This window comes from Microlunatus parietis (genome assembly GCF_013407955.1).
GTDB lineage: Bacteria > Actinomycetota > Actinomycetes > Propionibacteriales > Propionibacteriaceae > Microlunatus > Microlunatus parietis.
In genome coordinates, this window is sequence record NZ_JACCBU010000001.1 from 5,220,684 (window position 1) to 5,240,829 (window position 20,146).

Annotated in this window: 20 protein-coding genes; 7 read left to right on the top strand and 13 right to left on the bottom strand. The window is 69.4% G+C overall.

Annotated features, from left to right (window positions below):
• Positions 1-64: 64 nt before the first annotated feature.
• Positions 65-688, bottom strand: a complete 624-nt coding sequence (locus BKA15_RS25160; RefSeq protein WP_218871564.1) for a dihydrofolate reductase family protein — start codon at positions 686-688, stop codon at positions 65-67.
• Positions 689-810: 122 nt separating this feature from the next.
• On the bottom strand, positions 811-1,158 hold the full coding sequence (locus tag BKA15_RS25165) for a type II toxin-antitoxin system VapC family toxin (protein ID WP_281385569.1): 348 nt from the start codon (positions 1,156-1,158) through the stop codon (positions 811-813).
• Positions 1,159-1,238: 80 nt separating this feature from the next.
• On the opposite strand from BKA15_RS25165, the gene BKA15_RS25170 reads away from it, so the two are divergent.
• Together BKA15_RS25170 and BKA15_RS25175 are read left to right on the top strand one after the other, a co-directional pair.
• Positions 1,239-1,436, top strand: a complete 198-nt coding sequence (locus BKA15_RS25170; RefSeq protein WP_179755486.1) for a type II toxin-antitoxin system VapB family antitoxin — start codon at positions 1,239-1,241, stop codon at positions 1,434-1,436.
• Entirely contained in the window at positions 1,433-1,804 is a 372-nt protein-coding gene (locus tag BKA15_RS25175) for a type II toxin-antitoxin system VapC family toxin (RefSeq protein ID WP_179755488.1), read from the top strand. The genes BKA15_RS25170 and BKA15_RS25175 overlap by 4 nt, the downstream gene beginning before the upstream one ends.
• A gap of 51 nt (positions 1,805-1,855) precedes the next feature.
• Here the strand turns inward: BKA15_RS25175 and BKA15_RS25180 are convergent, their stop codons facing one another.
• The 4 genes from BKA15_RS25180 to BKA15_RS25195 form a co-directional block, all read right to left on the bottom strand.
• The gene (locus BKA15_RS25180) at positions 1,856-2,422 is read right to left on the bottom strand and encodes a TetR/AcrR family transcriptional regulator (protein WP_179755490.1); all 567 of its coding nucleotides are present in this window, start codon (positions 2,420-2,422) and stop codon (positions 1,856-1,858) included.
• A complete protein-coding gene (locus BKA15_RS25185; RefSeq protein WP_179755492.1) occupies positions 2,415-3,128 on the bottom strand; it encodes a polysaccharide deacetylase family protein in 714 nt (237 codons plus the stop codon). The genes BKA15_RS25180 and BKA15_RS25185 overlap by 8 nt, the downstream gene beginning before the upstream one ends.
• A 65-nt stretch (positions 3,129-3,193) precedes the next feature.
• On the bottom strand, positions 3,194-4,177 hold the full coding sequence (locus BKA15_RS25190; protein WP_179755494.1) for an aldo/keto reductase: 984 nt from the start codon (positions 4,175-4,177) through the stop codon (positions 3,194-3,196).
• Between the two features lie 52 nt (positions 4,178-4,229).
• A complete protein-coding gene (locus tag BKA15_RS25195; RefSeq protein ID WP_179755496.1) occupies positions 4,230-4,700 on the bottom strand; it encodes a MerR family transcriptional regulator in 471 nt (156 codons plus the stop codon).
• 77 nt (positions 4,701-4,777) lie between these two features.
• On the opposite strand from BKA15_RS25195, the gene BKA15_RS25200 reads away from it, so the two are divergent.
• A complete protein-coding gene (locus BKA15_RS25200) occupies positions 4,778-5,518 on the top strand; it encodes an HAD family hydrolase (protein ID WP_179755498.1) in 741 nt (246 codons plus the stop codon).
• A gap of 66 nt (positions 5,519-5,584) precedes the next feature.
• Here BKA15_RS25200 and BKA15_RS25205 read toward each other — a convergent pair whose 3' ends face one another.
• The 4 genes from BKA15_RS25205 to lat form a co-directional block, all read right to left on the bottom strand.
• A complete protein-coding gene (locus tag BKA15_RS25205; protein ID WP_179755500.1) occupies positions 5,585-6,757 on the bottom strand; it encodes an acyl-CoA dehydrogenase family protein in 1,173 nt (390 codons plus the stop codon).
• Complete coding sequence (locus tag BKA15_RS25210; RefSeq protein WP_312879281.1) at positions 6,754-8,814, bottom strand: transketolase C-terminal domain-containing protein; 2,061 nt, start codon at positions 8,812-8,814, stop codon at positions 6,754-6,756. Before BKA15_RS25210 ends, BKA15_RS25205 begins: the two co-directional genes overlap by 4 nt.
• 194 nt (positions 8,815-9,008) lie before the next feature.
• A complete protein-coding gene (locus BKA15_RS25215) occupies positions 9,009-10,559 on the bottom strand; it encodes an aldehyde dehydrogenase family protein (RefSeq protein ID WP_179755504.1) in 1,551 nt (516 codons plus the stop codon).
• On the bottom strand, positions 10,556-11,908 hold the full coding sequence (gene lat, locus BKA15_RS25220) for an L-lysine 6-transaminase (protein WP_179755506.1): 1,353 nt from the start codon (positions 11,906-11,908) through the stop codon (positions 10,556-10,558). Before lat ends, BKA15_RS25215 begins: the two co-directional genes overlap by 4 nt.
• 190 nt (positions 11,909-12,098) lie before the next feature.
• Here lat and BKA15_RS25225 point away from each other — a divergent pair, with 190 nt between their 5' ends.
• A complete protein-coding gene (locus BKA15_RS25225; RefSeq protein WP_179755508.1) occupies positions 12,099-12,746 on the top strand; it encodes an Hcp family type VI secretion system effector in 648 nt (215 codons plus the stop codon).
• Between the two features lie 3 nt (positions 12,747-12,749).
• On the opposite strand, the gene BKA15_RS25230 is transcribed toward BKA15_RS25225, so the two are convergent.
• Both BKA15_RS25230 and BKA15_RS25235 read right to left on the bottom strand, forming a co-directional pair.
• On the bottom strand, positions 12,750-14,165 hold the full coding sequence (locus BKA15_RS25230; RefSeq protein WP_179755510.1) for a hypothetical protein: 1,416 nt from the start codon (positions 14,163-14,165) through the stop codon (positions 12,750-12,752).
• 151 nt (positions 14,166-14,316) lie between these two features.
• The gene (locus BKA15_RS25235) at positions 14,317-15,303 is read right to left on the bottom strand and encodes a M48 family metalloprotease (protein WP_179755512.1); all 987 of its coding nucleotides are present in this window, start codon (positions 15,301-15,303) and stop codon (positions 14,317-14,319) included.
• Positions 15,304-15,485: 182 nt separating this feature from the next.
• On the opposite strand from BKA15_RS25235, the gene BKA15_RS25240 reads away from it, so the two are divergent.
• Complete coding sequence (locus BKA15_RS25240) at positions 15,486-15,989, top strand: hypothetical protein (protein ID WP_179755514.1); 504 nt, start codon at positions 15,486-15,488, stop codon at positions 15,987-15,989.
• Here the strand turns inward: BKA15_RS25240 and BKA15_RS25245 are convergent.
• The gene (locus BKA15_RS25245; protein ID WP_179755516.1) at positions 15,986-18,418 is read right to left on the bottom strand and encodes a tetratricopeptide repeat protein; all 2,433 of its coding nucleotides are present in this window, start codon (positions 18,416-18,418) and stop codon (positions 15,986-15,988) included. The genes BKA15_RS25240 and BKA15_RS25245 overlap by 4 nt on opposite strands.
• 89 nt (positions 18,419-18,507) lie before the next feature.
• Here BKA15_RS25245 and BKA15_RS25250 point away from each other — a divergent pair, with 89 nt between their 5' ends.
• Together BKA15_RS25250 and BKA15_RS25255 are read left to right on the top strand one after the other, a co-directional pair.
• Positions 18,508-18,708: a hypothetical protein gene (locus BKA15_RS25250; protein WP_179755518.1), complete on the top strand. Its 201-nt coding sequence runs from the start codon at positions 18,508-18,510 to the stop codon at positions 18,706-18,708.
• The gene (locus tag BKA15_RS25255) at positions 18,705-19,790 is read left to right on the top strand and encodes a glycoside hydrolase family 172 protein (RefSeq protein ID WP_179755520.1); all 1,086 of its coding nucleotides are present in this window, start codon (positions 18,705-18,707) and stop codon (positions 19,788-19,790) included. Before BKA15_RS25250 ends, BKA15_RS25255 begins: the two co-directional genes overlap by 4 nt.
• Positions 19,791-20,146: the final 356 nt, after the last annotated feature.

Here is a 20,146-nt window from a genome sequence, read left to right on the forward strand (position 1 = left end):
TCGTGCGGAACCCGCCTCACCTCGCGACGGAGGTGGGGCGGGCCCGAGGAGTCCGAGCCTTCGGTCAGGCCCGCTCGTAGTGCAGCGACACCGCGCCGGACACCGGGAAGCTGGTGGCCGACGACAGCCGCCAGCTGGAAGCGTGGCCGTCCGGGAGGACGCGGGTCCCGGCGCCGAGGGTCGAGGGCACCACCGTCAGGTAGAGGTCGTCGATGAGGTCGGCCTTGAGCAGGGTCTGGATGATGCTGGCGCTGTTCAGGACCAGGATGTCGCGGCCCGGCTGCCGCTTGAGCGTCTTCACCTCGCCGACGACGTCGTGGGAGACCCGGGCGTTGGTCCACTCGGACTGGTCCAGGTCGTAGGTCTCGAGCGTGGTGGAGAAGACGATCTTCTCCACTGCTGCCAGCCAGGTGCCCAGGTCGCGGGTCCGGGGCGAACTGGCCGGGTCGCTGGTGATCGCGGGCCAGACCGACGTGAAGCCTTCCCAGTTCGTCCGGCCGAGCAGGGCGGTGCTGACGCCGCGCCAGATCCCCTCGTAGTAGAGCTCGCTCTGCTCACTGCTGATGTGGGCCATCGCCCAGCTCATGTCGTCCTCGGGACCGGTGCCGCTGTAGCCGTCCATCGACACCGTGACCTCGGCGCCGACCTTGCGGCCGGACTGGGTCGTCTCGCTCATCATCTTCTCCATCCGAAGGGATCGTTGCTGGGATTCACAGGGGCAGACCCGAGGACGAGCGGAAACTCATCGCCGGTCAGAACCACCGGGACATCCTCGGCTGCGCGGGATATCGTCGGCGTATCCTTCGGCCGCTACTGGATCTGGGACCAGGGATCGATCAGCTCGATGCCCGCTCCCTCGAAGTCGCCGATGTTCCTGGTCGCACAGGCGGCGCCGTTGCTCCGGCAGATGGCCGCGATCTGGGCGTCGGCCATGCTGATCGGCCGCCCCGCCTTCTCTCGGGCTGCGACGATCCTCGCGTAGTTGCGGGCCGCATCGGTGTCGAACGCGAGGATGGCACGGGTCCCGAGGTAGGGCTCCAGTGCGTTCTCGACCTGCTCCGTCAACGAGGTCCGGCGTCGGCCGGCTGGCAGGCGCTCCAGTCCGGCCAGGAGTTCGGCGACCGTGATCATGGTCAGCGCCACGTCATCGGTGAGCAGCTCCCTCGTCGGTCAGCGCTACTGAAGTATGGCATCATAGAGAGCACCAATTGATGCTGATTCTGATGGAGGGTCTTGAGATGAGAACGACCGTGACCATCGATGACGAACTGCTGGCCAGGGCAGCTGAGCTGACCGGGATCGAGGAGAAGGCGACCCTGCTGCGCCATGGTCTGCGGGCGCTCATCCGGATCGAGAGCGGACGTCGCTTGGCGGCACTCGGTGGCTCGGACCCTCGCGCCGAGGCTGCGCCACGCCGCCGCGGGTCCGCCGCATGATCCTGGTCGACAGTTCGGTGTGGATCGACCACCTGCACGCGGCCCAGTCAGACCTCGTCGATCTGTTGGAGTCCGGTGAGGCGGGCTGCCATCCGTTGGTGATCGAGGAACTCGCCCTCGGTTCGATCAAGGATCGGCGGCTCGTGCTCGACCTGCTGTCGAGTCTGGAGCGCTTTCCCGTGCTCACCCACGACGAAGTGTTGACGCTGGTCGATGGCCACCGGCTCTGGGGTCGCGGGCTGAGCGCGATGGATGCTCACCTGCTCGGGTCGGTGGCTCTCGTCGGTGGTGCTCAACTCTGGACGCGAGACAAGAGGTTGAGGTCAGCAGCCGGCGATGCGGGTGTCGCTCGGTATCACGTGCGGTGACTTCACGCGCCGGAGCCTGTTCGCTCGACCGGGACGAACCGGCGGCGAAGCTCACCGAGCAGTTGGCCGGCTGGCGGACCGGTCGGTCAGGCCGGCCGCCTGGGCGAAGACGGCGCGAGGATCGGGGTGACGCTGCGGGTCGGCCCAGATCATCTGGGCGAGGCCGATCGCCATCGCGGCGGCGGCCTCGCAGCGCAGCGGGTCGCCGCCGTAGTCGCCGCGGCGGACGAGGGCTTCGGTGAGCTGCTGCCGCCAGGTCCGGGTCAGCCCGAGCGCCTTCGCCCGGAGGTCGGCGTCCTGCTGGATCACCCGGAAGGCCTTACCCGTCGGCGAATCCGGGGACATCGCGTCGATCGCGTCGCCGAGGGCACCGCCGAGCGCCCGCCAGCCCCGGCCCGGTTGCTCGTCCAGGGCGTCCGCGACCCGAGCGCCGAACGCGGCGATCTGATCAAGGACCAGGTCCTCCCGGCGGGTGACGTACCGGAAGAAGGTGGGCCGGGAAATGCCGGCCGCTGCGACGAGGTCGGCGACGGTGACCGCGGCATAGCCGTTGCGGAGGAACAGGTCGAGGGCGACCTCGTCGATGGCCTCCCGTGAGGTGGCGGGCGGCCTAGCCATCGATCAGCTCCGAGACCGTGACGAACCGGTACCCCTGTCGGTGCAGGTCGTCGATGATCATGCCGATCGCCTGCTGGGTCGCCGAGCGGCCGTACCAGGGATGAAGCAGGATGATCGAACCCGGCCTGGTGTTCGCGACCGTCGCCGCGGCCAGGTCCTCGGCGGAGCTGGCGCTGTCCTCGCTGTCGGCCGCGACGTCCCAGGTCACGGTCGTCCGCTGGGTCGCCGCCAGGTAGAGCGGCAGGGTCAGCAGCTTCTTCCCGTACGGCGGCCGGAACGTGATCTCGCCTTCGTAGCCGGCCTGCCGGATCAGCCGGTCCGTGGCCGAGACCTGGCGGGCGATCTCGGACGGTGGGAGCAAGATCATCCGTGGGTGGCTCCAGGTGTGGTTGCCGAGCTCGTGGCCGGCATCGACCAGCCGCGCGGCGACGCCGGGGAACCGCTCGATTCCGTTGCCGTTCAGGTAGAACGTGGCTCGTACGTCTCGGTCCGCCAGGGTCTGCAGCATCGCGTCGGCGTCGGCCTCGCCGGTCGGGCCGTCGTCGAACGTCAGCGCCACCACCTTCTCGGCGGTGTCCACCCGGTCGACCAGCCGCCCGGCGATCTGCACCGTCCGCGAGTTCATCAGCCGATAGCCGCCGCCGAGCACCAGCAGGAGCTCGAGGAGGCAGATCCCGACAATGATCAAGGTCACCCGTAGCCTCATTTGATACACGGTATCAAAACTCATTCAGACCGGCGGCGAGACACCGCCGAGCGAGGAGTACCGGTTCAGGCGCTGCGCCCGGCGACCCAGGCCATGTCGGGGTAGCGGTCGCCGGAGGCGACCAGCGCGTCGAGGCTGGCCAGCGCGGTCTCGGAGAGCCGCACGTCGACCGCGCCGAGGTTGTCCTCGAGGTTGGTCCGGCGCCGGGTACCGGGGATCGGCACCACGTCGTCGCCCTGGGCCAGCAGCCAGGCCAGCGCGATCCGGCCCGGGCTGGTGCTGAGGTCGTCGGCGAGGTCCCGGATCCGCTGCACCAGGGCCAGGTTGCGGTCGAGATTCTCGGCCTGCCAGCGGGGCAGCGTACGCCGGAAGTCGTTGTCAGCCAGGTCGGTCGTCGCGGCGATCGCGCCGGTCAGCAGGCCCCGCCCGAGCGGGCTGTACGGGACGAGGGCGATCCCGAGCTCGCGCGCGGTCGGCACGATCTCGTCCTCCAGGTCACGGCTGAACAGGCTCCACTCGCTCTGCAGCGCGGCGATCGGGTGCACCGCCGCGGCCCGCCGCAGCGCCTCGGGCGAGGCTTCGGAGAGACCGAGCGCGCGGACCTTGCCGGCGGTGACGAATTCGGCCATCGCGCCGACCGACTCCTCGATCGGCACCTCCGGATCGACCCGGTGCAGGTAGTAGAGGTCGATCACGTCGACGCCCAGCCGCTGCAGCGACCCGTCGATCGCGCGCCGGGCGTTGGCGGCCGACCCGTCCAAGCCGTTCGGCATCTTGGTCTCGGGATGCGGTGTGATGCCGAACTTGGTGGCGATCACGACCTCGTCCCGGCGGTGCTTGAGCACCTCCCCGACCAGGCTCTCGTTGTGCCCGGCGCCGTACAGCTCGGCGGTGTCGAGGAAGTTCACGCCGGCGTCCAGGGCGGCGTTGATCGTCGCCAGCGACTCGGTCCGGTCGGCCGGCCCGTACGCGTTGCTCATGCCCATGCAGCCGAGGCCGAGGGCGGAGACGGAGAGGTCGCCGAGCTTGCGATGAGGGAACGTGGGCATGCTTGAATCTCCTTGCGTGCTTGGGAAGTCGAGAGAACGATAGAGCGAGGGACTAGGTGCCGCAGTTGCCGCCGTAGGTGGTGATCTTGTAGTCGATCACGGCCTCGGCGAACTCCAGGTCGGCGATCTGCTGCCGGATCCGGTCCCGGTGTCGTTCCAGCAGGGCGAGCCGGTCCGGCACCGTGTCGGGTCCGGTGTTGACCAGGTCGACGTACCGCTTGATGTCGCGGATCGGCATGTCGGAGAGCCGCAGCCTGGTCACGAAGACGATCCGGCCGACGGCTTCGCGGTCGTAGCAGCGGTAGCCGTGGGCGTCCCGCGCCACCTCGACCAGGCCGATCCGTTCGTAGTAGCGCAGCGTGTGCGCCGAGACGCCCACCAGCTCCGAGACCTCGGCGACGGTCAGCGCCTTCTCGACCTCGTCGCCGAACACCTGGCTGGTGAGCGAGTGGGTCAGGGCCGGGAGCTGGTCCGGCGGCGTCGATTCGATGAGCTGTCGTACCTCGGTCGCCGTGAGCGTCATGTCCTCGAAGGTACGCCTTAGAGCGTGCTCAAACGCAAACCGCGAGGTGAAGCTTCTCCGACGGTTAGGCTCGGCCCGTGTCCCGAGTCCGAGCCGTCCTGCTCGACGTCTACCGAACGCTGATCGAGGTCGACTTCGACGCCGCGCTGGACGAGCTCGCCGCGCGGTCTGGACTGGGTCGAGCCGACTGGGTCGCTGGGATCCAAGCCAACGCCGACGCACTGACGAGCGGGACGATCTCCCTGGAACGGGCCTTCGCCGAGACCTTCCGGCTCGCCGGTCAGGAGCCGCCGGATCTCGAAGCTCTGCTCCGGCATGATCGCGACGTGCTGGCCGCGCACGCCACGCTCTATCCAGACGTCCGGCCGTTCCTGGCCGAGCTGCGGCGGCGCGGCGTCGGTACGGCCTTGGTCAGCAACTGTTTCGCGAACACCACCGACCTGCTGCAGCGGTTCGGGCTCACCGACCTCACCGACCAGGTGGTCCTGTCCTGCGAGGTAGGGGTCGCCAAGCCTGATCCGGCGATCTTCCGGGCTGCGCTGGCCGGCCTCGATGTCCGGCCGGAGCAGGCGATCTTCGTCGACGACCGGCCCGGCAACTGTTCGGCAGCGGAGGACCTGGGGATCACCGCCGTGCTGATCGACCGCGGCGACGCCGGTACGGAGGGTGCGGTGAACGCGCTTGAGGAGGTGCTGCGGATGATCATCGGCCCGGCGGCCGGTCCGATCGACGCCGTGATGGGTAAGTATGCCGGCGGTGGACCCACGTCGGACGAACTCGGCCGGATCGCGCGCGCCGAGGACTCCGAGCGATCTTGATCGGGTTGCCTTGGGTGAACTCCCATGCGGTTGCCGTTTCCAGGCAATCTTTGTCCTCCAGGAGGCTCAGCTGAAGGCGCTGTGGCCGGTCAGGGCCTGGCCGATCACGAGTTGGTGCACCTCCGAGGTGCCCTCGTAGGTGAGCACGGACTCCAGGTTGTTGGCGTGGCGCAGGATCGGGTACTCGCCGGTGATGCCGGCGGCGCCGAGGATGGTGCGGCACTCGCGGGCGATGGTCAGGGCCTCGCGGACGTTGTTGAGCTTGCCCAGGCTGACCTGGCGCGGGTCGAGTCGATGATCATCTTTGAGCCGGCCCAGGTGCAGCGCGAGCAGGAATCCCTTCTGCAGTTCGAGAGCCATGTCGGCGAGCTTCGCCTGGGTCAGCTGGAACGCTGCCAGCGGGCGGCCGAACACCTCGCGGGTCTGGGCGTACGCGAGCGCCGTCTCCAGGCAGTCCCGGGCGGCGCCGAGCGCGCCGAACGTGATGCCGAAGCGGGCCTCGTTGAGGCAGGACAGCGGTCCCTTGAGGCCGGTCACCTCCGGCAGCACGGCGTCGCCCGGCAGCCGTACGTCCTCCAAGATCAACTCCGAGGTGACCGACGCGCGCAGGGAGAGCTTCTTGCCGATCTTGGGCGCCGAGAAGCCCGGGGTGTCGGTAGGCACCACGAAGCCGCGGATCCCCTTCGGGTCGTCGGTGGTCTGCGCCCAGACGATCGCCACCTCGGCGACGCTGCCGTTGGTGATCCACATCTTGGTGCCGTTGATCACCCAGTCATCGCCGTCCCGGCGGGCCCGGGCCCGCATCCCGGCAGGGTTGGAACCGAAGTCGGGCTCGGTCAGCCCGAAGCACCCGACCAGTTCGCCGGCGGCCATGCCGGGCAGCCAGGCCTGCTTCTGATCTTCGCTGCCGAACTTCCAGATCGCGTACATGGCCAGCGATCCCTGCACCGAGACCATGCTGCGGACGCCGGAGTCGCCGGCCTCCAGTTCCAGGCAGGCCAGGCCGTACGAGACCGCGCTGGCGCCGGCGCAGCCGTAGCCGGTGAGGTGCATGCCGAGCAGGCCGAGGGCGCCGGCCTCCTTCATCAGGCCGAGGTCCGGCTCACCGATCTCGTACCAGGAGGCGACATGCGGCCGGACCCGTTCGTCGACGAACTCGCGGACGCCCTTCTGGATGTCCCGCTCGTCCTCGCTGAGCAGATGATCAACACCCAGGAATTCCAAGGGGCCGACAGTCATGATCTTTCCTTCCCGGCCAGGTCGGTGGCCGCCTTGATGATCTCATCGGTGTCCAGCAGGACGTGGCGCGCGGCCGCGCCGAGGGGTACGAAGCTGTCGGTGCTGGACACCCGGGCCAGCGAGCCGGTGAACCCGCCCTCGACGAGCACGGTGATCACGCCCTCACCGACGCCGCCCGAATGCCGGGTCTCGTCGACGACCAGCACCCGGCCGGTGTCGCGGGCTGCCGCCAGCAGGTCCGGCACTGGCAGCGGGGCGAGCCAGCGCAGGTCCAGCACCGCCGCCTCGATCCCTTGAGCGGCAAGGGATTCGGCGGCCCGCAGGCTCATCGGAACCCCGTTGCCGAACGTGATCATGGTCAGATCCGTCCCGGTCCGGACCGTGCGGGCCCGGCCGATCGAGGCCGGCTCACCATGATCGACACCGAGCCAGCCGCCGTCGCCGTCGGCGTGCAGATCCCGGGTGTGATAGAGCGCGATCGGCTCCAGGAACACCGCCACGGTGCCGTCGGTGGCCGCCGCGGCGACGCAGGTCCGGAGCAGGGCGGGCGCGTCGTCGGCCCGGCTCGGGCAGGCGACGACGATACCGGGGATGTCCCGCAGTACGGCGACCGCGTCGTCGTTGTGGAAGTGCCCGCCGAACCCCTTCTGGTACGCCAGTCCGGCGATCCTGATCACCAGCGGGTTGCGCCAGCGGCCGCGGGAGAAGAAGGACAGGGTGGCCGCCTCGCCGCGAAGTTGATCTTCGGCGTTGTGCAGGTAGGCCAGGTACTGGATCTCCGGGATCGGCACCAGGCCGGCCAATCCGGCGCCGAGCGCGAGGCCGAGGATCGACTGCTCGTCCAGGATCGTGTCGAACACGCGGGCCGCGCCGAACCGGCGGGCCAGGCCGCGGGTGACCCCGTAGACGCCGCCCTTGACGCCCACGTCCTCGCCGAACGCGATCACCCGGCGGTCCGCCTCCATGATCACGGACAGGGTGGTGTTGATCGACTCCGCCAGCGTCATCGGCCGGTCTGAGCGGTGTTGCGACCAGCGCGCGGCCAGTTCGGCGACCCGGTCCGGGGTGCGCGGGGCCAGCGGCTCGATGATCTCCGCGGCGGAGGTGAGCGGACGTGATCCGGCCAGCCGGTCCGCCTCGGCCCGGACCTCGGCACCGATCCGGTCATAGGTCGCCAGCACCTGGTCGGCGGTGGCGCCAGCGCCGATCAGGGCGCGGGCCGTGCCGAGCAGCGGATCGAGGTCGTAGGCCGCCTCGATCTCGCTCGGCTTGCGGTAGCCGATCTCCGCGTCGCTGCCGGCGTGGGCTAGGTAGCGCACCGTACGAAGGTGCAGGAACACCGGCCGGCGATGATCACGGCCCCGGCGGACCGCGTCCATGATCACCGGCCAGGCCGCGACCGGGTCGGCGCCGTCCGCGGCCAGGTAGTCCAGGCCGGGCCGGCTGCCGTACGCGTGCTCGATCCAGCCGGCCGGAGTGCGTACCGAGATGCCGAGACCGTTGTCCTCACAGACGAACAGGATCGGCACCGGCAGGCCGCGGTAGGCGGTGTTGATCGCCGTGTTGATCGCGCCCGCCGCCGTCGAGTGGTTCGCCGACGCGTCGCCGAACGAGCAGACCACGATCGCGCCGTCCGGCCATTCATGATCGACTCCGAGCCGGTCGGCCCGCTGCAGCGCGATCGCCAGCCCGACCGCGCGGGGCAGGTGCGAGGCGATCGTCGAGGTCTGCGGGATGATCGCCAGCTCGGGGTGACCGAACACCTTGTGCCGGCCGCCGGCGATCGGCTCGTCGGCCAGGCACATCAACCCCTGCAGGACATCCCGGACCGGCGCGCTGCCCGGCCGCAATCCAGCCCGGGCACAGTAGAAGCCGCCGGACCGGTAGTGCAGCAGGGCCGGGTCGCCGACCCGGGTCGCCAACGCGATCATGGCGTTGCTCTCGTGCCCGGCCGACCCGATCGTGTAGTACGCCAGCCCGCGCGCCTGCAGCTCGCGGGCGACCAGATCAAGCTGCCGACTGGTCGTTTGCGCGGTGAACAGGCGCTCGAGGTCCACCTGGACCCCTGGGGTCGGCTGACCCGCCCCACCTCCCTCCCGAATCGCGCTCGGGCTGCTGAGGCTCGAAGCTGACTCGTCCTGACCCCTGGGAGGGCGGGACGGAACCCCTGAGCTCCCCGTCCGGGTCCAACCAAGATCATGAACGCGAGTCCGGAAGGCCCGATCAAGTTCCTCGCCCGGTGTTGCCATGCTTACGACTCGAGTCGGAAGTCACGATCGGGGGTCAGCTCGACCGTGTCCATCTGCGCCTTTTGCAGCCGGCCCGAGTAGTCCCAGTTCACGGACTGCCAGCGGGTGAACTGATCGAGCACCCAGACGCCGGACTGCCGGGAGCCGTTGCCGGACTTGCCGTTCCCGCCGAAGGGCAGGTGTGCCTCGGCACCCGAGGTCGAGTTGTTGATCGACACCATGCCGGCCCCGATCCGGTTCCGGAACGTGAACGCCTCCTGCGGATCGGTCGTGTAGATCGCCGAGGAAAGCCCGTAGCCGGGCCGGTTGGCCAGGTCGATCGCCTCGTCCAGGTCGCGGTACGTGATCACGCCGACGATCGGCCCGAACGTCTCCTCCAGGAAGAGTTGATCATCGGCGCGGACGCCGTCGACGACCGCGGGGTGGTAGAACAGCCCGGCCGCGGGATCGCCGGCAAACCCGGACCGCGGGTTGTCGGCGGTGACCCGGCCGGTCGGGCCGATCACGGTGTGGTGCGGCTTGATCCAGCCGAGGTACTCCTCGTACCGGTCGGCGAACTTCTGGTCCAGCATCGGGCCCATCAGCACGTCCTGGGTCGGGTCGCCGATCTTGGCCGCCTCGACCGCCTTGCCGAACCGGGCCAGGAATTCGTCGTGGACCGACTCGTGGACGATCACCGTACCGAGCGACGTGCAGCGCTGGCCGGCCGTGCCGAAGCCGGAGAACAGCGCGCCCTCGACGGCAAGATCGAGATCGGCGTTGGGCGTGATCACCAGCGGGTTCTTGCCGCCCAGTTCCAGGCAGGCGTTCTGCAGGTGCCGCCCGGCCAGGGCGCCGATCTCCCGGCCGACCGCGGAAGACCCGGTGAAGCCGATCTTGTCGATCAGTCCCCGTTCCAGCGACTGCTCGAGCCCGGCGAAGGTCTGCTCGCCGTCGGCGAAGATCAGGTTGAACACTCCGGCCGGCAGCCCGCCGCCGCGGACGAAGATCTCGTGGAAGGCGGCCGAGACGACGGGGGAGTAGTCGGCCGGCTTCCAGACGATCGTGTTGCCGGCCAGCAGTGCGGGCACGATGTACCAGGACGGCACGGCGACCGGGAAGTTGCCGGCGGTGATCACCGCGACGGCGCCGACCGGCACCCGGTGGGTGAACAGCTGCTTGTCCGGCATCTCGCTCGGCACCGTCTGCCCGTACAGGCGGCGGCCCTCGCCGAGGAAGAAGTCGCAGGTGTCGACGATCTCCTGCACCTCGCCGAGCGCCTCCGCGTACGGCTTGCCGATCTCGGCGGTGACCAGCCGGGCCAGCGCCTCCTTGTTGTCCTCGACCAGCCGGCCGATGTGGGCGATCGCGCGACCGCGGATCGGCGCCGGCACGGCGGCCCAGTCCCGCTGCGCAGCCTTGGCCGACTCGGCGGCGCGGACGAACGTGGCCGCGTCCGCGAACGCGACCTCGCCGACGACATCGGCGGTCCGGGCCGGATTGGTGCTCGCCACCGTACGGCCGCCGTCGACCGGCTCGCCGCCGACGACCGAGGTGATCTTGGTCTTGCTCACTTGACGATCTCCGTTCCGCTGAGCCGCTGCAGGGAACGTCCGAGGGCGGCGACCGCCTCGTCGATCTCCTCGTTCTCGATCGACAGGGCCGGCCGGAACCGGATCGACCGCTCACCGCAGGGCAGGGCCACCACGTGTTCAGTCTCGCGCAGGTCGGCCAGCAGCGCATCACGTGCGCCGGCGTCGGCCAGGTCGACGGCGATCATCAGCCCGCGGCCGCGGACGTTGGCGAGCGTCCCGGGCCGTTCGGCGGCGAGCGCCCGCAGGCCGGCGAGGAACCGCTCGCCCTTAGGCCCGGCCGCCTCGATCAGGCCTTCGGCCTCGATGATCTCCAGCAGCCGCTGGGAACGGACCATGTCGACCAGTCCGCCGCCCCAGGTGGAGTTGATCCGGCCCGAGACGTGGAAGACGTTGTCGGCGACCTCGTCCACCCGGCGGCCGGCCATGATCCCGCCGACCTGCACCTTCTTGCCGAACGCGACGACGTCGGGCTCCAGTCCCAACTGCTGGTACGCCCACGCCGTGCCGGTCGTCCCGGCGCCCGTCTGCACCTCGTCGACGATGAACAGGGCGTCGTGATCATGGGCGAGTTGCTGCATCGCCTGCAGGAACTCCGGCCGCAGGTGGTTGTCGCCGCCCTCGCCCTGGATCGGCTCGGCGATGAACGCGGCGATGTCGTGCGGATGGTCCTGGAACGCCTTGCGGGCTTGGGATAGCGCGCGCTCCTCGGCCGCAATCACGGAATCGAGATGATCTTCGAGCGGGTGCACGATCGCGGGTACGTCGATCCGCGGCCAGTCGAACTTGGGGAACCGGGCGATCTTGCCGGGCTCGGTGTTGGTCAGCGACATGGTGTAGCCGCTGCGCCCGTGGAACGCCTTGCTGAGGTGCATGATCTTGGCGCCCAGTGCGGGATCCCGGCCGGCCGCCTCGTTCTGCCGGCTCTTCCAGTCGAAGGCGACCTTGAGCGCGTTCTCGACGGCGAGCGCTCCGCCCTCGATGAAGAACAGGTGCGGCAGGTCCGGGTCGCCGAGCACCCGGGCGAACGTCTCGACGAACTCCGCGTACGCGCTGGAGTACATGTCCGGGTTGGCCGGTTTGTTCGCCGCGATCATGGAGAGCCTCGCCAGGAACGCCGGATCGTCGACCAGCCCGGCCGGGTTCAGCCCGAGCGGCGCGGAGGCGAAGAACGTGTAGAGGTCCAGATAGGAGACGCCGGTCCGAGCGTCGATCAGCCGACTGCCGCGGCTGCGGTCCAGGTCCAGGACGAGCTTGAATCCGTCGGTCAGTACGTGCCGCGCCAGCACCTCGTGCACTTCGGCAGCGGAAACGTGGGCATGTTCGGCCATGGCGCCTCCTCACAGGATGATTTGTTGTCAGATTCACTCTAGAGGAGAAGTCTTCTCGAACGCGAACCTTGAGATCGCGTGCGATGTTCCGGTGGGACCTGGGTCGCGGCGGCGCGCGTACGTAATTTCCTCGATGGTGCGTGCAGTCCGGTGTCCGTAGCGTGCTGGCCACAGCCGAGAGGGGCATCACATGCGAACCACAGAGCAGATCGAGCGACCTACGACCACCTGGCCGGCCTGGCTGGTGGTGATCGCGCTGACCGTCCTCGCGATCGGAATCAACCTGCCGTCCGCGGCCACCGCGGATCCGGGCGGCGTCGCCAGCCCGAAGGCGCTCCCTGAGCCGGGCGAACCGGCGTCGATCCAGGCGGCCCTCGAGATCGACGGGATCAAGGGAGAGTCGACGGCCGGCGGCCACGTGGACGCGATCGACGTCCTCAGTTGGAGCTGGGGAGTCAGCGTCAACGCGCCGAGCAACCCGACGCGCCCGGTCATCGGCCGGCCGACCTTCACGGACATCACGTTCTCCGTCGCGACCAGCAAGGCATCCCCGACCCTGATGCTGACCTGCGCCCAGGGCAAACACCTCAAGTCGGCGGTCCTCTATGTCTGGAAGACGACCCGGGAGGGCGAGCAGCACGAGTTCTTCAAGATCACGCTCACCGATGTCTTGATCACGTCGTTCCAGCAGTCCGGCAGCGAAGGGATGCAACTGACCGAGCAGTTCACCCTGAGCTTCGCCCAGATCGTGATGGAGTACCGGGTGCAGAAGGCCGACGGGTCGCTCGGCGAAACGATCAGGAGCGGCTGGGACATCGCCCGCAACCGCGCGATCTAGGACCTACGAGAGGTCGATCGTGAACGTCTCGGGCTCGAACTTGAAGTCGCCCTCCTTCGGCGTCGCGTCGGAGTTCGTGTAGGAGCTCGTGACCTGGAAGTGGCCCTGCGGTGCGTATTCCACGGTGATCGACGTGATCGAGTCTGGGACCAGCGCGACGATGGTGCCGTCGCGGTCAGAGTTGATCTTGGACACCGGGTTGCCCTCGACGATCTCGATCGCCTTCTTGTCCGGGCCGGTCAGCCGGATCGAGTCGCCCGGATCGTAGTCGGCGCGATACAGATTCGCCTTCGCGCCGGCGCGTTGCGAGGTGCGTTGGTCCCAGTCGAGATAGAGCCACATCTGGCCCTTCGGGGCCCAGCTGCGGTCTCGGTCGAACGGTGAAACCGACGCCTCGGTGAACGTGATGCTGTGCTGGAGTTGGAAGTCGCCGTTCGTCGCGGGGCGCGGCGTGTACTGGCGGTTCGCTCCGGCGGTCGTCTTGCCGCGGTAGTAGGCGGCGGCCGTGGTCGAGGTCCGTTTGCCGGTCCGCAGCGAGATCGTCTGGTCCACGCCCGCGACACCGACGACCAACTCCGCCTCGGCACCCACCGGCACCGACGCGACCAGGGTCACCGGATCCTCGCTGATCGCGAACAGGCCCTTCTTGTAGCCGAGGAGTTCCTCGAGCGGGGTCGTCTTCTCGCCCACCCGCAGTGAATACGTCTCCGGAGTGCCGGCCCGGCCTCGGTTGAACTCGGGGTCGTACAGGCGGGTCACGGTGAACGCGAGGAACTCCTCGTGGTCGGCGGGCACCAGGGGCCAGCGGCGGCCGCCGCCGACCCCGAGCCGGTCCAGCGTGCCGAAGCGATTCAGCGTGAACGTGAACCCTGGCGCCTTGATCACTGCGTCCTCCGGCTCGGTCCCGGTCTGGAACGAGGCGGACTCATACTTGATGATCTCACCGGAACCAGCCGCCGGCGGTTGCGGCTGTGGCACCTGTTCGGCGGGCACCGGCGTCCGGCCGTCCGGGCGATACAGTTCTACCCCCTCCGGCGCCTCCAGTCCGGTATCGCCCGGGTCGACGTCGTCCGGGTCGACCGACACCTGCTTGTCGCCGATCAGCCGCGGCTCGAACTCCATCTCGTCGAACACTCCCGGCTTGCCGGCGTCCTCCAGATGACGGATCGGTCCGCAGAAAGCCCGTGGCTGCAGGTTGCCGGTCTTGGGTTCTCGGAGCAGCCAGCAGCTGGTCTCGTTCGCCAGGCTCGCGTGCTTCTCACCCGCCCTCTCCTTGCGCCACTCCTGTTCCAGCAGCGAGAGGAAGGGCACCTTGCTGTCCACCTCGGCACCGTTGATCCGGACCGGGGTGCTGCACGCGGAAAGGAACAGCAAGATCGCGAGAGCACTCGCAACCCCGGTTCGACGCGGCGTCGACATGATCACTCCTTGAGGTCGTCGGCTTGGCTGTGGGTCTGCCGAGTCCACGATGACCGCGGCGGCGGACGTTCGGCGTCGAATCGAGTCGAACCGAGTCGGTCGCGGAGCCCGCGAGCGACTCGACCGGCCGGTCCCGGCCTGAGCCGGAGCCTCACCGGATTCCGAACCGCGCGTCGAGCACCGCGATCCGCTTCGCCAGCGGCGGGTGCGTGGCGAACAGGCGGCCGAGCACGAGGTTCAGCCGGTCCTCCAGCCCGAGCCGGCCGCCCGGCGGCAACTCGTCGTCGAGCCCCTGCGCCTGCCAGATCTGGAACACCCGGAGCAGCTCGGGTCCATAGCCGAGCTCAGCCGCGGTGCGGTCGGCGCGCAGTTCCCCGTAGCGATCGAAGAACCGGAGGAACGCGATCGGCAGTACCACCAGCACGATCAAGGGCGCGTACATCAACAGCATCGTCGCAATACAGATCCAAAGCAGCGGATGGAAGAACAGCTTCGCCAGCCCGCCGAGCCGGGTGAGCGACAGCAGCACCGTGAGGATGGCCGTCGTGATCAATGCCACTAGTCGCACGAAGAGCACGATCAGCCGGGTCAGGGCGCGGAACGGCAGCGAGTACCAGTGGGCGAGCAGGCCGGCCCAGGGATGACCGCCGAGATGGTGCCCTAGTTCGTGGGCGAGCACGGCGGCGAGTTCGCGCGGCGGCATCACCTGGACCGCGGCCCGGGTCACCGTGACGATGTGACCGGACGCGGCGCTCGCGTTGATGCCGTCGGTGTCGGAGATCCACAGCTGGAAGCGGTCCCCGTCCACGCCGGCGGTGCGGATCACGGAGTCCCAGATCGGCAGGAGGTGGTCGCTCTCCTGTGGTAGCGGCCGGCGGGCCCGCAGCCGTACCCGGGCCAGGGCGGCCTCGACGGGACGGAGGAAGATCAGCGCACCCGAGGCAAGCCAGACCATCAGAACGGCCACGGTGCCGATCGCTGCGTTGCCGAGCGCCCGGCCGAGTTCCTCGCCGACCGCGGCCATGAAGCCGAGGCTCAGCACGATCAGCGGAAGCTGGACCAGCAGGGTGGCGATCGACGACCAGTCGACGCCGCGACGCCGCGCCAGCGACTCCGGATGTTCGTTCAAGCCCGACATGGCGTCCCTCCTCGGGTGACTCCGGACGTGGGACCACCGTGTCCGGATCGGGTTCTGCTGCGTCTCGAACCGAGTCGAATCGAGTCGGTGGCGATGCTGACTCGATTCGACTCGGTACGGCGCGGCCGGGGCCGGGACCTGACAGAATTCGCGACAGAACGCCCCGACGGAGGAGTGAGCAGATGCGAGGGTTTCTGATCCGGCTCGTCGTCGCGGTGACCGTGACGGTCGCCGCACTCGTGCCGAGTCTGGCCGGCACGGCGCAGGCGATCCCGGCGGTCGTGCACACCAAGTGCGCGCCGTGGTTGGTGATCAACGGACATCGGGTCGCCACGTGCGGCCAGACGCAAGGCAGCCAGGGCCGTCACGGCACGTACGACGTCGCCAGCCGGACCTACACCTGGGGCCCGTGGCGTCCGCAGTCCTCGTATCGGCTGCCCACGTCGCCCTACTTCGCCGGTTACCCCGCGCTGGTCGACGGGTCGGGCAGGACGTTCATCTACGGGACGGAGTTCCGAGCCTCACGCAGGGCGGACGGCCGGTACGAGGGACGCCGGGGCATCCTCAGATCCAGCGGATTCGTGCCGACGAGTAGCTGGTACGCATCCACGTGCCAGCCGCCACTCTGGTGCTGGCAACCGGACCTGCAGCACGAGCCGATTCCGCCGCCGCCGCCGAAGCGCTAAGCGAGCGAGGCCAGCAGCTCCGCGATCTCTGTCGCCGCGGGAACGTCGAGTTTGGTGTAGATGCGCAACGCCTCGGCCAGTTCGGTCCGGGCGGCCGACGAGCCGGAGTCGTCGTCGGCCAGCAGGCACCGGGCCAGCCCTTCGTGGGCCTTGGCCAGCTGCATCAGGTTGCCCTGCTCGGTGGCGAGCGACAGCGCCTCGGTGTGGGCGGTCCGGGCTTCGTCGAGCCGGCCGAGCAGGCGCAGATCGGTGCCGAGCTCGTTCAACGCCCCGACTTCCTGGCCCCGGATGCCGGCCTCCCGGGCGAGCCGGAGTGCCTGCCGGTGCTGCTCGAGGGCGGCGTCGTAGCGGCCCTCGCCGCGGTCGACGTTGCCGAGGTTGCCGAACGCCACACCCTCGGACAGCCGATGCCCGAGTTCCCGGGCCACCTTCAACTGGTGCTGGCCGAAGATCCGGGCGTCGTCGTACTTGCCGACCAGTTGGTAGAGCTGGCACAGGTTGCCGCTGGCGATCGCCTCATTGGTCCGGTTGCCGACCTCCCGGTGGATCGAGACGGCCCGCTCGAGGTGCTCGATCGCGTCCAGGTGCCGGCCGAGGCGGGCGTTGGTGACGCCGAGGTTGCCGTGCGCCCGACCCTCGCCTGCCCGGTCGCCGTAATCGCGGTGGATCGCTAGAGCCTGCTCATAGTGGCCGATCGCGTCCTGAAAACGCCCCAGCTGAGAGGCGGTCACACCGAGGCTGACCAGGACCCGGCCCCGCTCGGCTCCGTCGGCGACCGACGCCGCGTGCTCGTGCAGGCGGAGGGCGACGCCGTGGTGTGCGGCGTCGTCCAGATAGGCGAACAGGGTGTTGGAGAGGTCGATGCCGTGGCCGGGCTGCCGGTCAGCGGTCAGCTTCACGGCGACGTCGACGAGGTTGGCGTACTCGGTGTCGAGCCAGGACCGGGCGGCTTCGCGACCCGGGAACGCCGGGACGGGAAGACCGACCGGGGCGATCCTCGGTCGCCGGTCCCGGTTCTGCGGCGAGTAGGCGTCCATCGCCTCCGCGGCGGCGAATCGGTAGTAGTCGAGCAGCCTGCCGATCGCGGCTTCCCGGACCGGCGGCGGTTCGGTGCGCTGGGCCTCCTCCGCCGCGAAGGCGCGGACCAGGTCGTGCAGTTGGAAACGGTCGCCGGGCAGCGGTTCGAGCATGCTGCCGGCCGCCAACGCGCGCAGCTGGGTCGCCACGGCGGAGTCGGGCTCGTCGGCGAGCGCAGCCGCGGCGTAGCGGTCGAGGTCGCGACCCGGATGCAGCGCCAGCAGTCGCAGCAGGCGGGCCGTCGGCTCCGGGAATTGCTGGTACGAGGAGCGCAGGGCGAGTTCGACCCCGTCCTCGAGCCGGCCGCGGGCCCGGTCGTCGAGCAGCCAGTCCCGGTGGTCGGTGAGCGTGATCCCGGGATGGTCCCGGACCCGGCTGGCGATCAGCCGCAGCGCCAACGGGATGCGCCCGGCGAGTTCGGCGATCGAGGCGGCCGCCTCGGGCTCGCCGTCGACCGGGCCGGCGCCCAGCTGGGCCCGCAGCAGGTCCAGGGCCTCGGGCGTGGTCAGGGCCTCCAGCCGGACCCGTACCGCGTCGGGCAGGTCGAGCGTGTGCCGGCTGGTGATCAGGACCACGCAGCGCGGCAGGCCCGGGATCAACGGCGTCACCTGGCCGGCGGACCGGGCGTTGTCCAGCAGGAGCAGCAGCGGCCGGTCCCATACCGCATCGGCGAACAGCGACAGCTGCACCGGCACCGACTGGCCGGCGAACCGGTGCGGCTTGACCCCGACCTCGCGGAGCAGGCCGTCCAGGACGGCGGCCGGATCGGCCGGCGGGTTGTCGGTGTCATACCCGCGCAGGTTCACCGCCAGCCGGCGGGCGGAGAATGCCGGGTCGCCGGGCTCGGCTCGGCTCAACTGTCGGCCGGCCTGCGCGGCCAGCGCGGTCTTGCCGGTGCCGGGCATCCCGGTGATCACGACGACCACCGGCCCGGGCTTCACGGCCGCGGTGACGATCTGCCCGAGCTCGTCGCTCCGGCCGACGAAGTCCGCAGCCGCGGCCGGGAGCTCCCGGTCGATCCGGACCACCGATCCGGCTCCAGCCCCGGCCTCGATCAGTTCGCAGGCGCGCCGCCACTCCAGGGCCCGGGACCGGTCGCCGCGCAACAGCACCTGGGCGATGTCGACGATCAACTCGGGGTCCATCCGGGTGCGGCCGGCCTCGAAGCAGCGCCGGACCGTCTCGAATCCCGGAACCGCCCGGCCGGTCTGCCGGCGCAACCGGTCCACCTGTTCATGCGTGCGGCGGATCGACAAGCCCGACCAGGCCCGCAACTGCCGCAGCGCCGTCGCGAGGTCGTCGTACGACCGCACGCCGAGCGGGCCGGGCGGCTGATCGGTGTCGAGTCCCATGCTCTCTCTTCGGTGTGCGCTGGTACGGGCTGCGGGTCGCGTCCCATCTTCACGCCCGCCCACCCGTCGCGCCAGCATCCTGCCGGAACGTGAGCCGAAGATCATCGGGCACGCTGCCACGACGCGACCCTCCGGAAGCTGACCGGACTGATCATGACCACTGGTCCAATCGGACGATCTTGCCGATCCCGTACAGCGACGGCATGATCGGTGACGTGGTCACCGCGGATCAGGTACGGCAGGTACGCGAGGGTGGCTACCAGCCGCTCACAGAACGGACGACCGCGTGACCTCCTTCGACGGCCTCGGCCTCCATCTCGGCAACCTGCATCGGCTTTCGGATGCGCAGTCCCGCTCCCTGTCCGCGGAGAACCCGACCGGCGCGCCCGGCCAGGGTGCGTTGGCCACGGATGGGCTCGGGGCGGCGGCCGCTCGTGATCTTGGTCAGGGGTGGAAGGTTGCGCCGGCGGTCAAGATCGCGCCGAAGTCGATCTTCGAAGTCGGCGACATCGACGGGCCCGGGTCGATCCAGCAGATCTGGATGACCACGACGGCCGCGGCCCGGACGTTGATCTTGCGGCTCTACTGGGACGGGCAGGAGCAGCCGTCGGTGGAGACGCCGTTGAACGACTTCTTCGCCTCCGGCTGGGGTGTCTACGCGCCGATCTCGTCGCTCGCGGTCTGCGTCAATCCGAAGAACGGTTTCAACTCCTATTGGCAGATGCCGTTCCGGCAGCACTGCCGGATCACCGTGGAGAACCTGGCCGACGACGAGTGCGTGCTGTTCTATCAGGTGAACTATCAGGTGACCGAGGTGCCCGAGGACGCCGCGTACTTCCACGCCCAGTTCCGCCGGACCAATCCGCTGCCGTTCGCGGAGGAGTACACGATCGTCGACGGCGTCGCCGGCCGCGGTCACTATGTCGGCACCGCGGTCGCCTGGGGCGTGAACAACAGCGGCTGGTGGGGCGAGGGCGAGCTGAAGTGGTTCCTGGACGGCGAGGACGCGCCGACGATCTGCGGCACCGGCACCGAGGACTACTTCTGCGGCGCCTGGGGCTTCCACGTCGGGTCGCGCTACGAGACGTTCACGACGCCGTACGCCGGGATGCCGCTGAACACGACACCCGACGGCAGTGATCAAGATCCCGGCCGCAACCAGACCCGGTACGGGCTGTATCGCTGGCACATCACGGATCCGATCCGGTTCCGGACCGGGCTGAAGGTCACCATGCAGGCGCTGGGCTGGCGCAGCGGCGGCCGCTACCTGCCGCTGCAGGACGACATCGCCTCCGTCGCGTACTGGTACCAGACCCTGCCCACCGCGCCGTTCCCGGAGCTCCCGGACCGCGACGGGCTGGAGATCATCTGAGACCTGATGGCTCCGCTCTGTCAGTGCCCGCAACGAGAATGACGGCCGGGCGGCCAATCCGGACGCCGGACGGGAGCAGATGGGGTGATCGCTGCCGATGCAGCACGCTCAGGTGGGCGTCGTCTTCGTGCGCCCGGAAGTGATCGGGCAGGACGAGAAAGGTGTGGTCTGCCTACGTCGATGAATCGGGGTCGAACAGCGCCAAGGACCCCGGGACTTACCCAGTCGCCGCGGCGATCACTGATGACGTTCGAGCGCCGTCGATCGCTGAGGCCATCAGCGCCCTTCGATGACCCGGGCAACAGAAGCTTCACTGGCGAGACGAGAGCGCAAAACGCCAGCGGCTGATCGCCGAG

Bases quoted from the DNA above. Each gene is read 5' to 3' on its own strand.
- BKA15_RS25160 (WP_218871564.1), bottom strand. From the start codon at position 688: ATGGAGAAGATGATGAGCGAGACGACCCAGTCCGGCCGCAAGGTCGGC.
- BKA15_RS25170 (WP_179755486.1), top strand. From the start codon at position 1,239: ATGAGAACGACCGTGACCATCGATGACGAACTGCTGGCCAGGGCAGCT.
- BKA15_RS25175 (WP_179755488.1), top strand. From the start codon at position 1,433: ATGATCCTGGTCGACAGTTCGGTGTGGATCGACCACCTGCACGCGGCC.
- BKA15_RS25180 (WP_179755490.1), bottom strand. From the start codon at position 2,422: ATGGCTAGGCCGCCCGCCACCTCACGGGAGGCCATCGACGAGGTCGCC.
- BKA15_RS25185 (WP_179755492.1), bottom strand. From the start codon at position 3,128: ATGAGGCTACGGGTGACCTTGATCATTGTCGGGATCTGCCTCCTCGAG.
- BKA15_RS25190 (WP_179755494.1), bottom strand. From the start codon at position 4,177: ATGCCCACGTTCCCTCATCGCAAGCTCGGCGACCTCTCCGTCTCCGCC.
- BKA15_RS25195 (WP_179755496.1), bottom strand. From the start codon at position 4,700: ATGACGCTCACGGCGACCGAGGTACGACAGCTCATCGAATCGACGCCG.
- BKA15_RS25205 (WP_179755500.1), bottom strand. From the start codon at position 6,757: ATGACTGTCGGCCCCTTGGAATTCCTGGGTGTTGATCATCTGCTCAGC.
- lat (WP_179755506.1), bottom strand. From the start codon at position 11,908: ATGGCCGAACATGCCCACGTTTCCGCTGCCGAAGTGCACGAGGTGCTG.
- BKA15_RS25225 (WP_179755508.1), top strand. From the start codon at position 12,099: ATGCGAACCACAGAGCAGATCGAGCGACCTACGACCACCTGGCCGGCC.
- BKA15_RS25230 (WP_179755510.1), bottom strand. From the start codon at position 14,165: ATGTCGACGCCGCGTCGAACCGGGGTTGCGAGTGCTCTCGCGATCTTG.
- BKA15_RS25235 (WP_179755512.1), bottom strand. From the start codon at position 15,303: ATGTCGGGCTTGAACGAACATCCGGAGTCGCTGGCGCGGCGTCGCGGC.
- BKA15_RS25240 (WP_179755514.1), top strand. From the start codon at position 15,486: ATGCGAGGGTTTCTGATCCGGCTCGTCGTCGCGGTGACCGTGACGGTC.
- BKA15_RS25245 (WP_179755516.1), bottom strand. From the start codon at position 18,418: ATGGGACTCGACACCGATCAGCCGCCCGGCCCGCTCGGCGTGCGGTCG.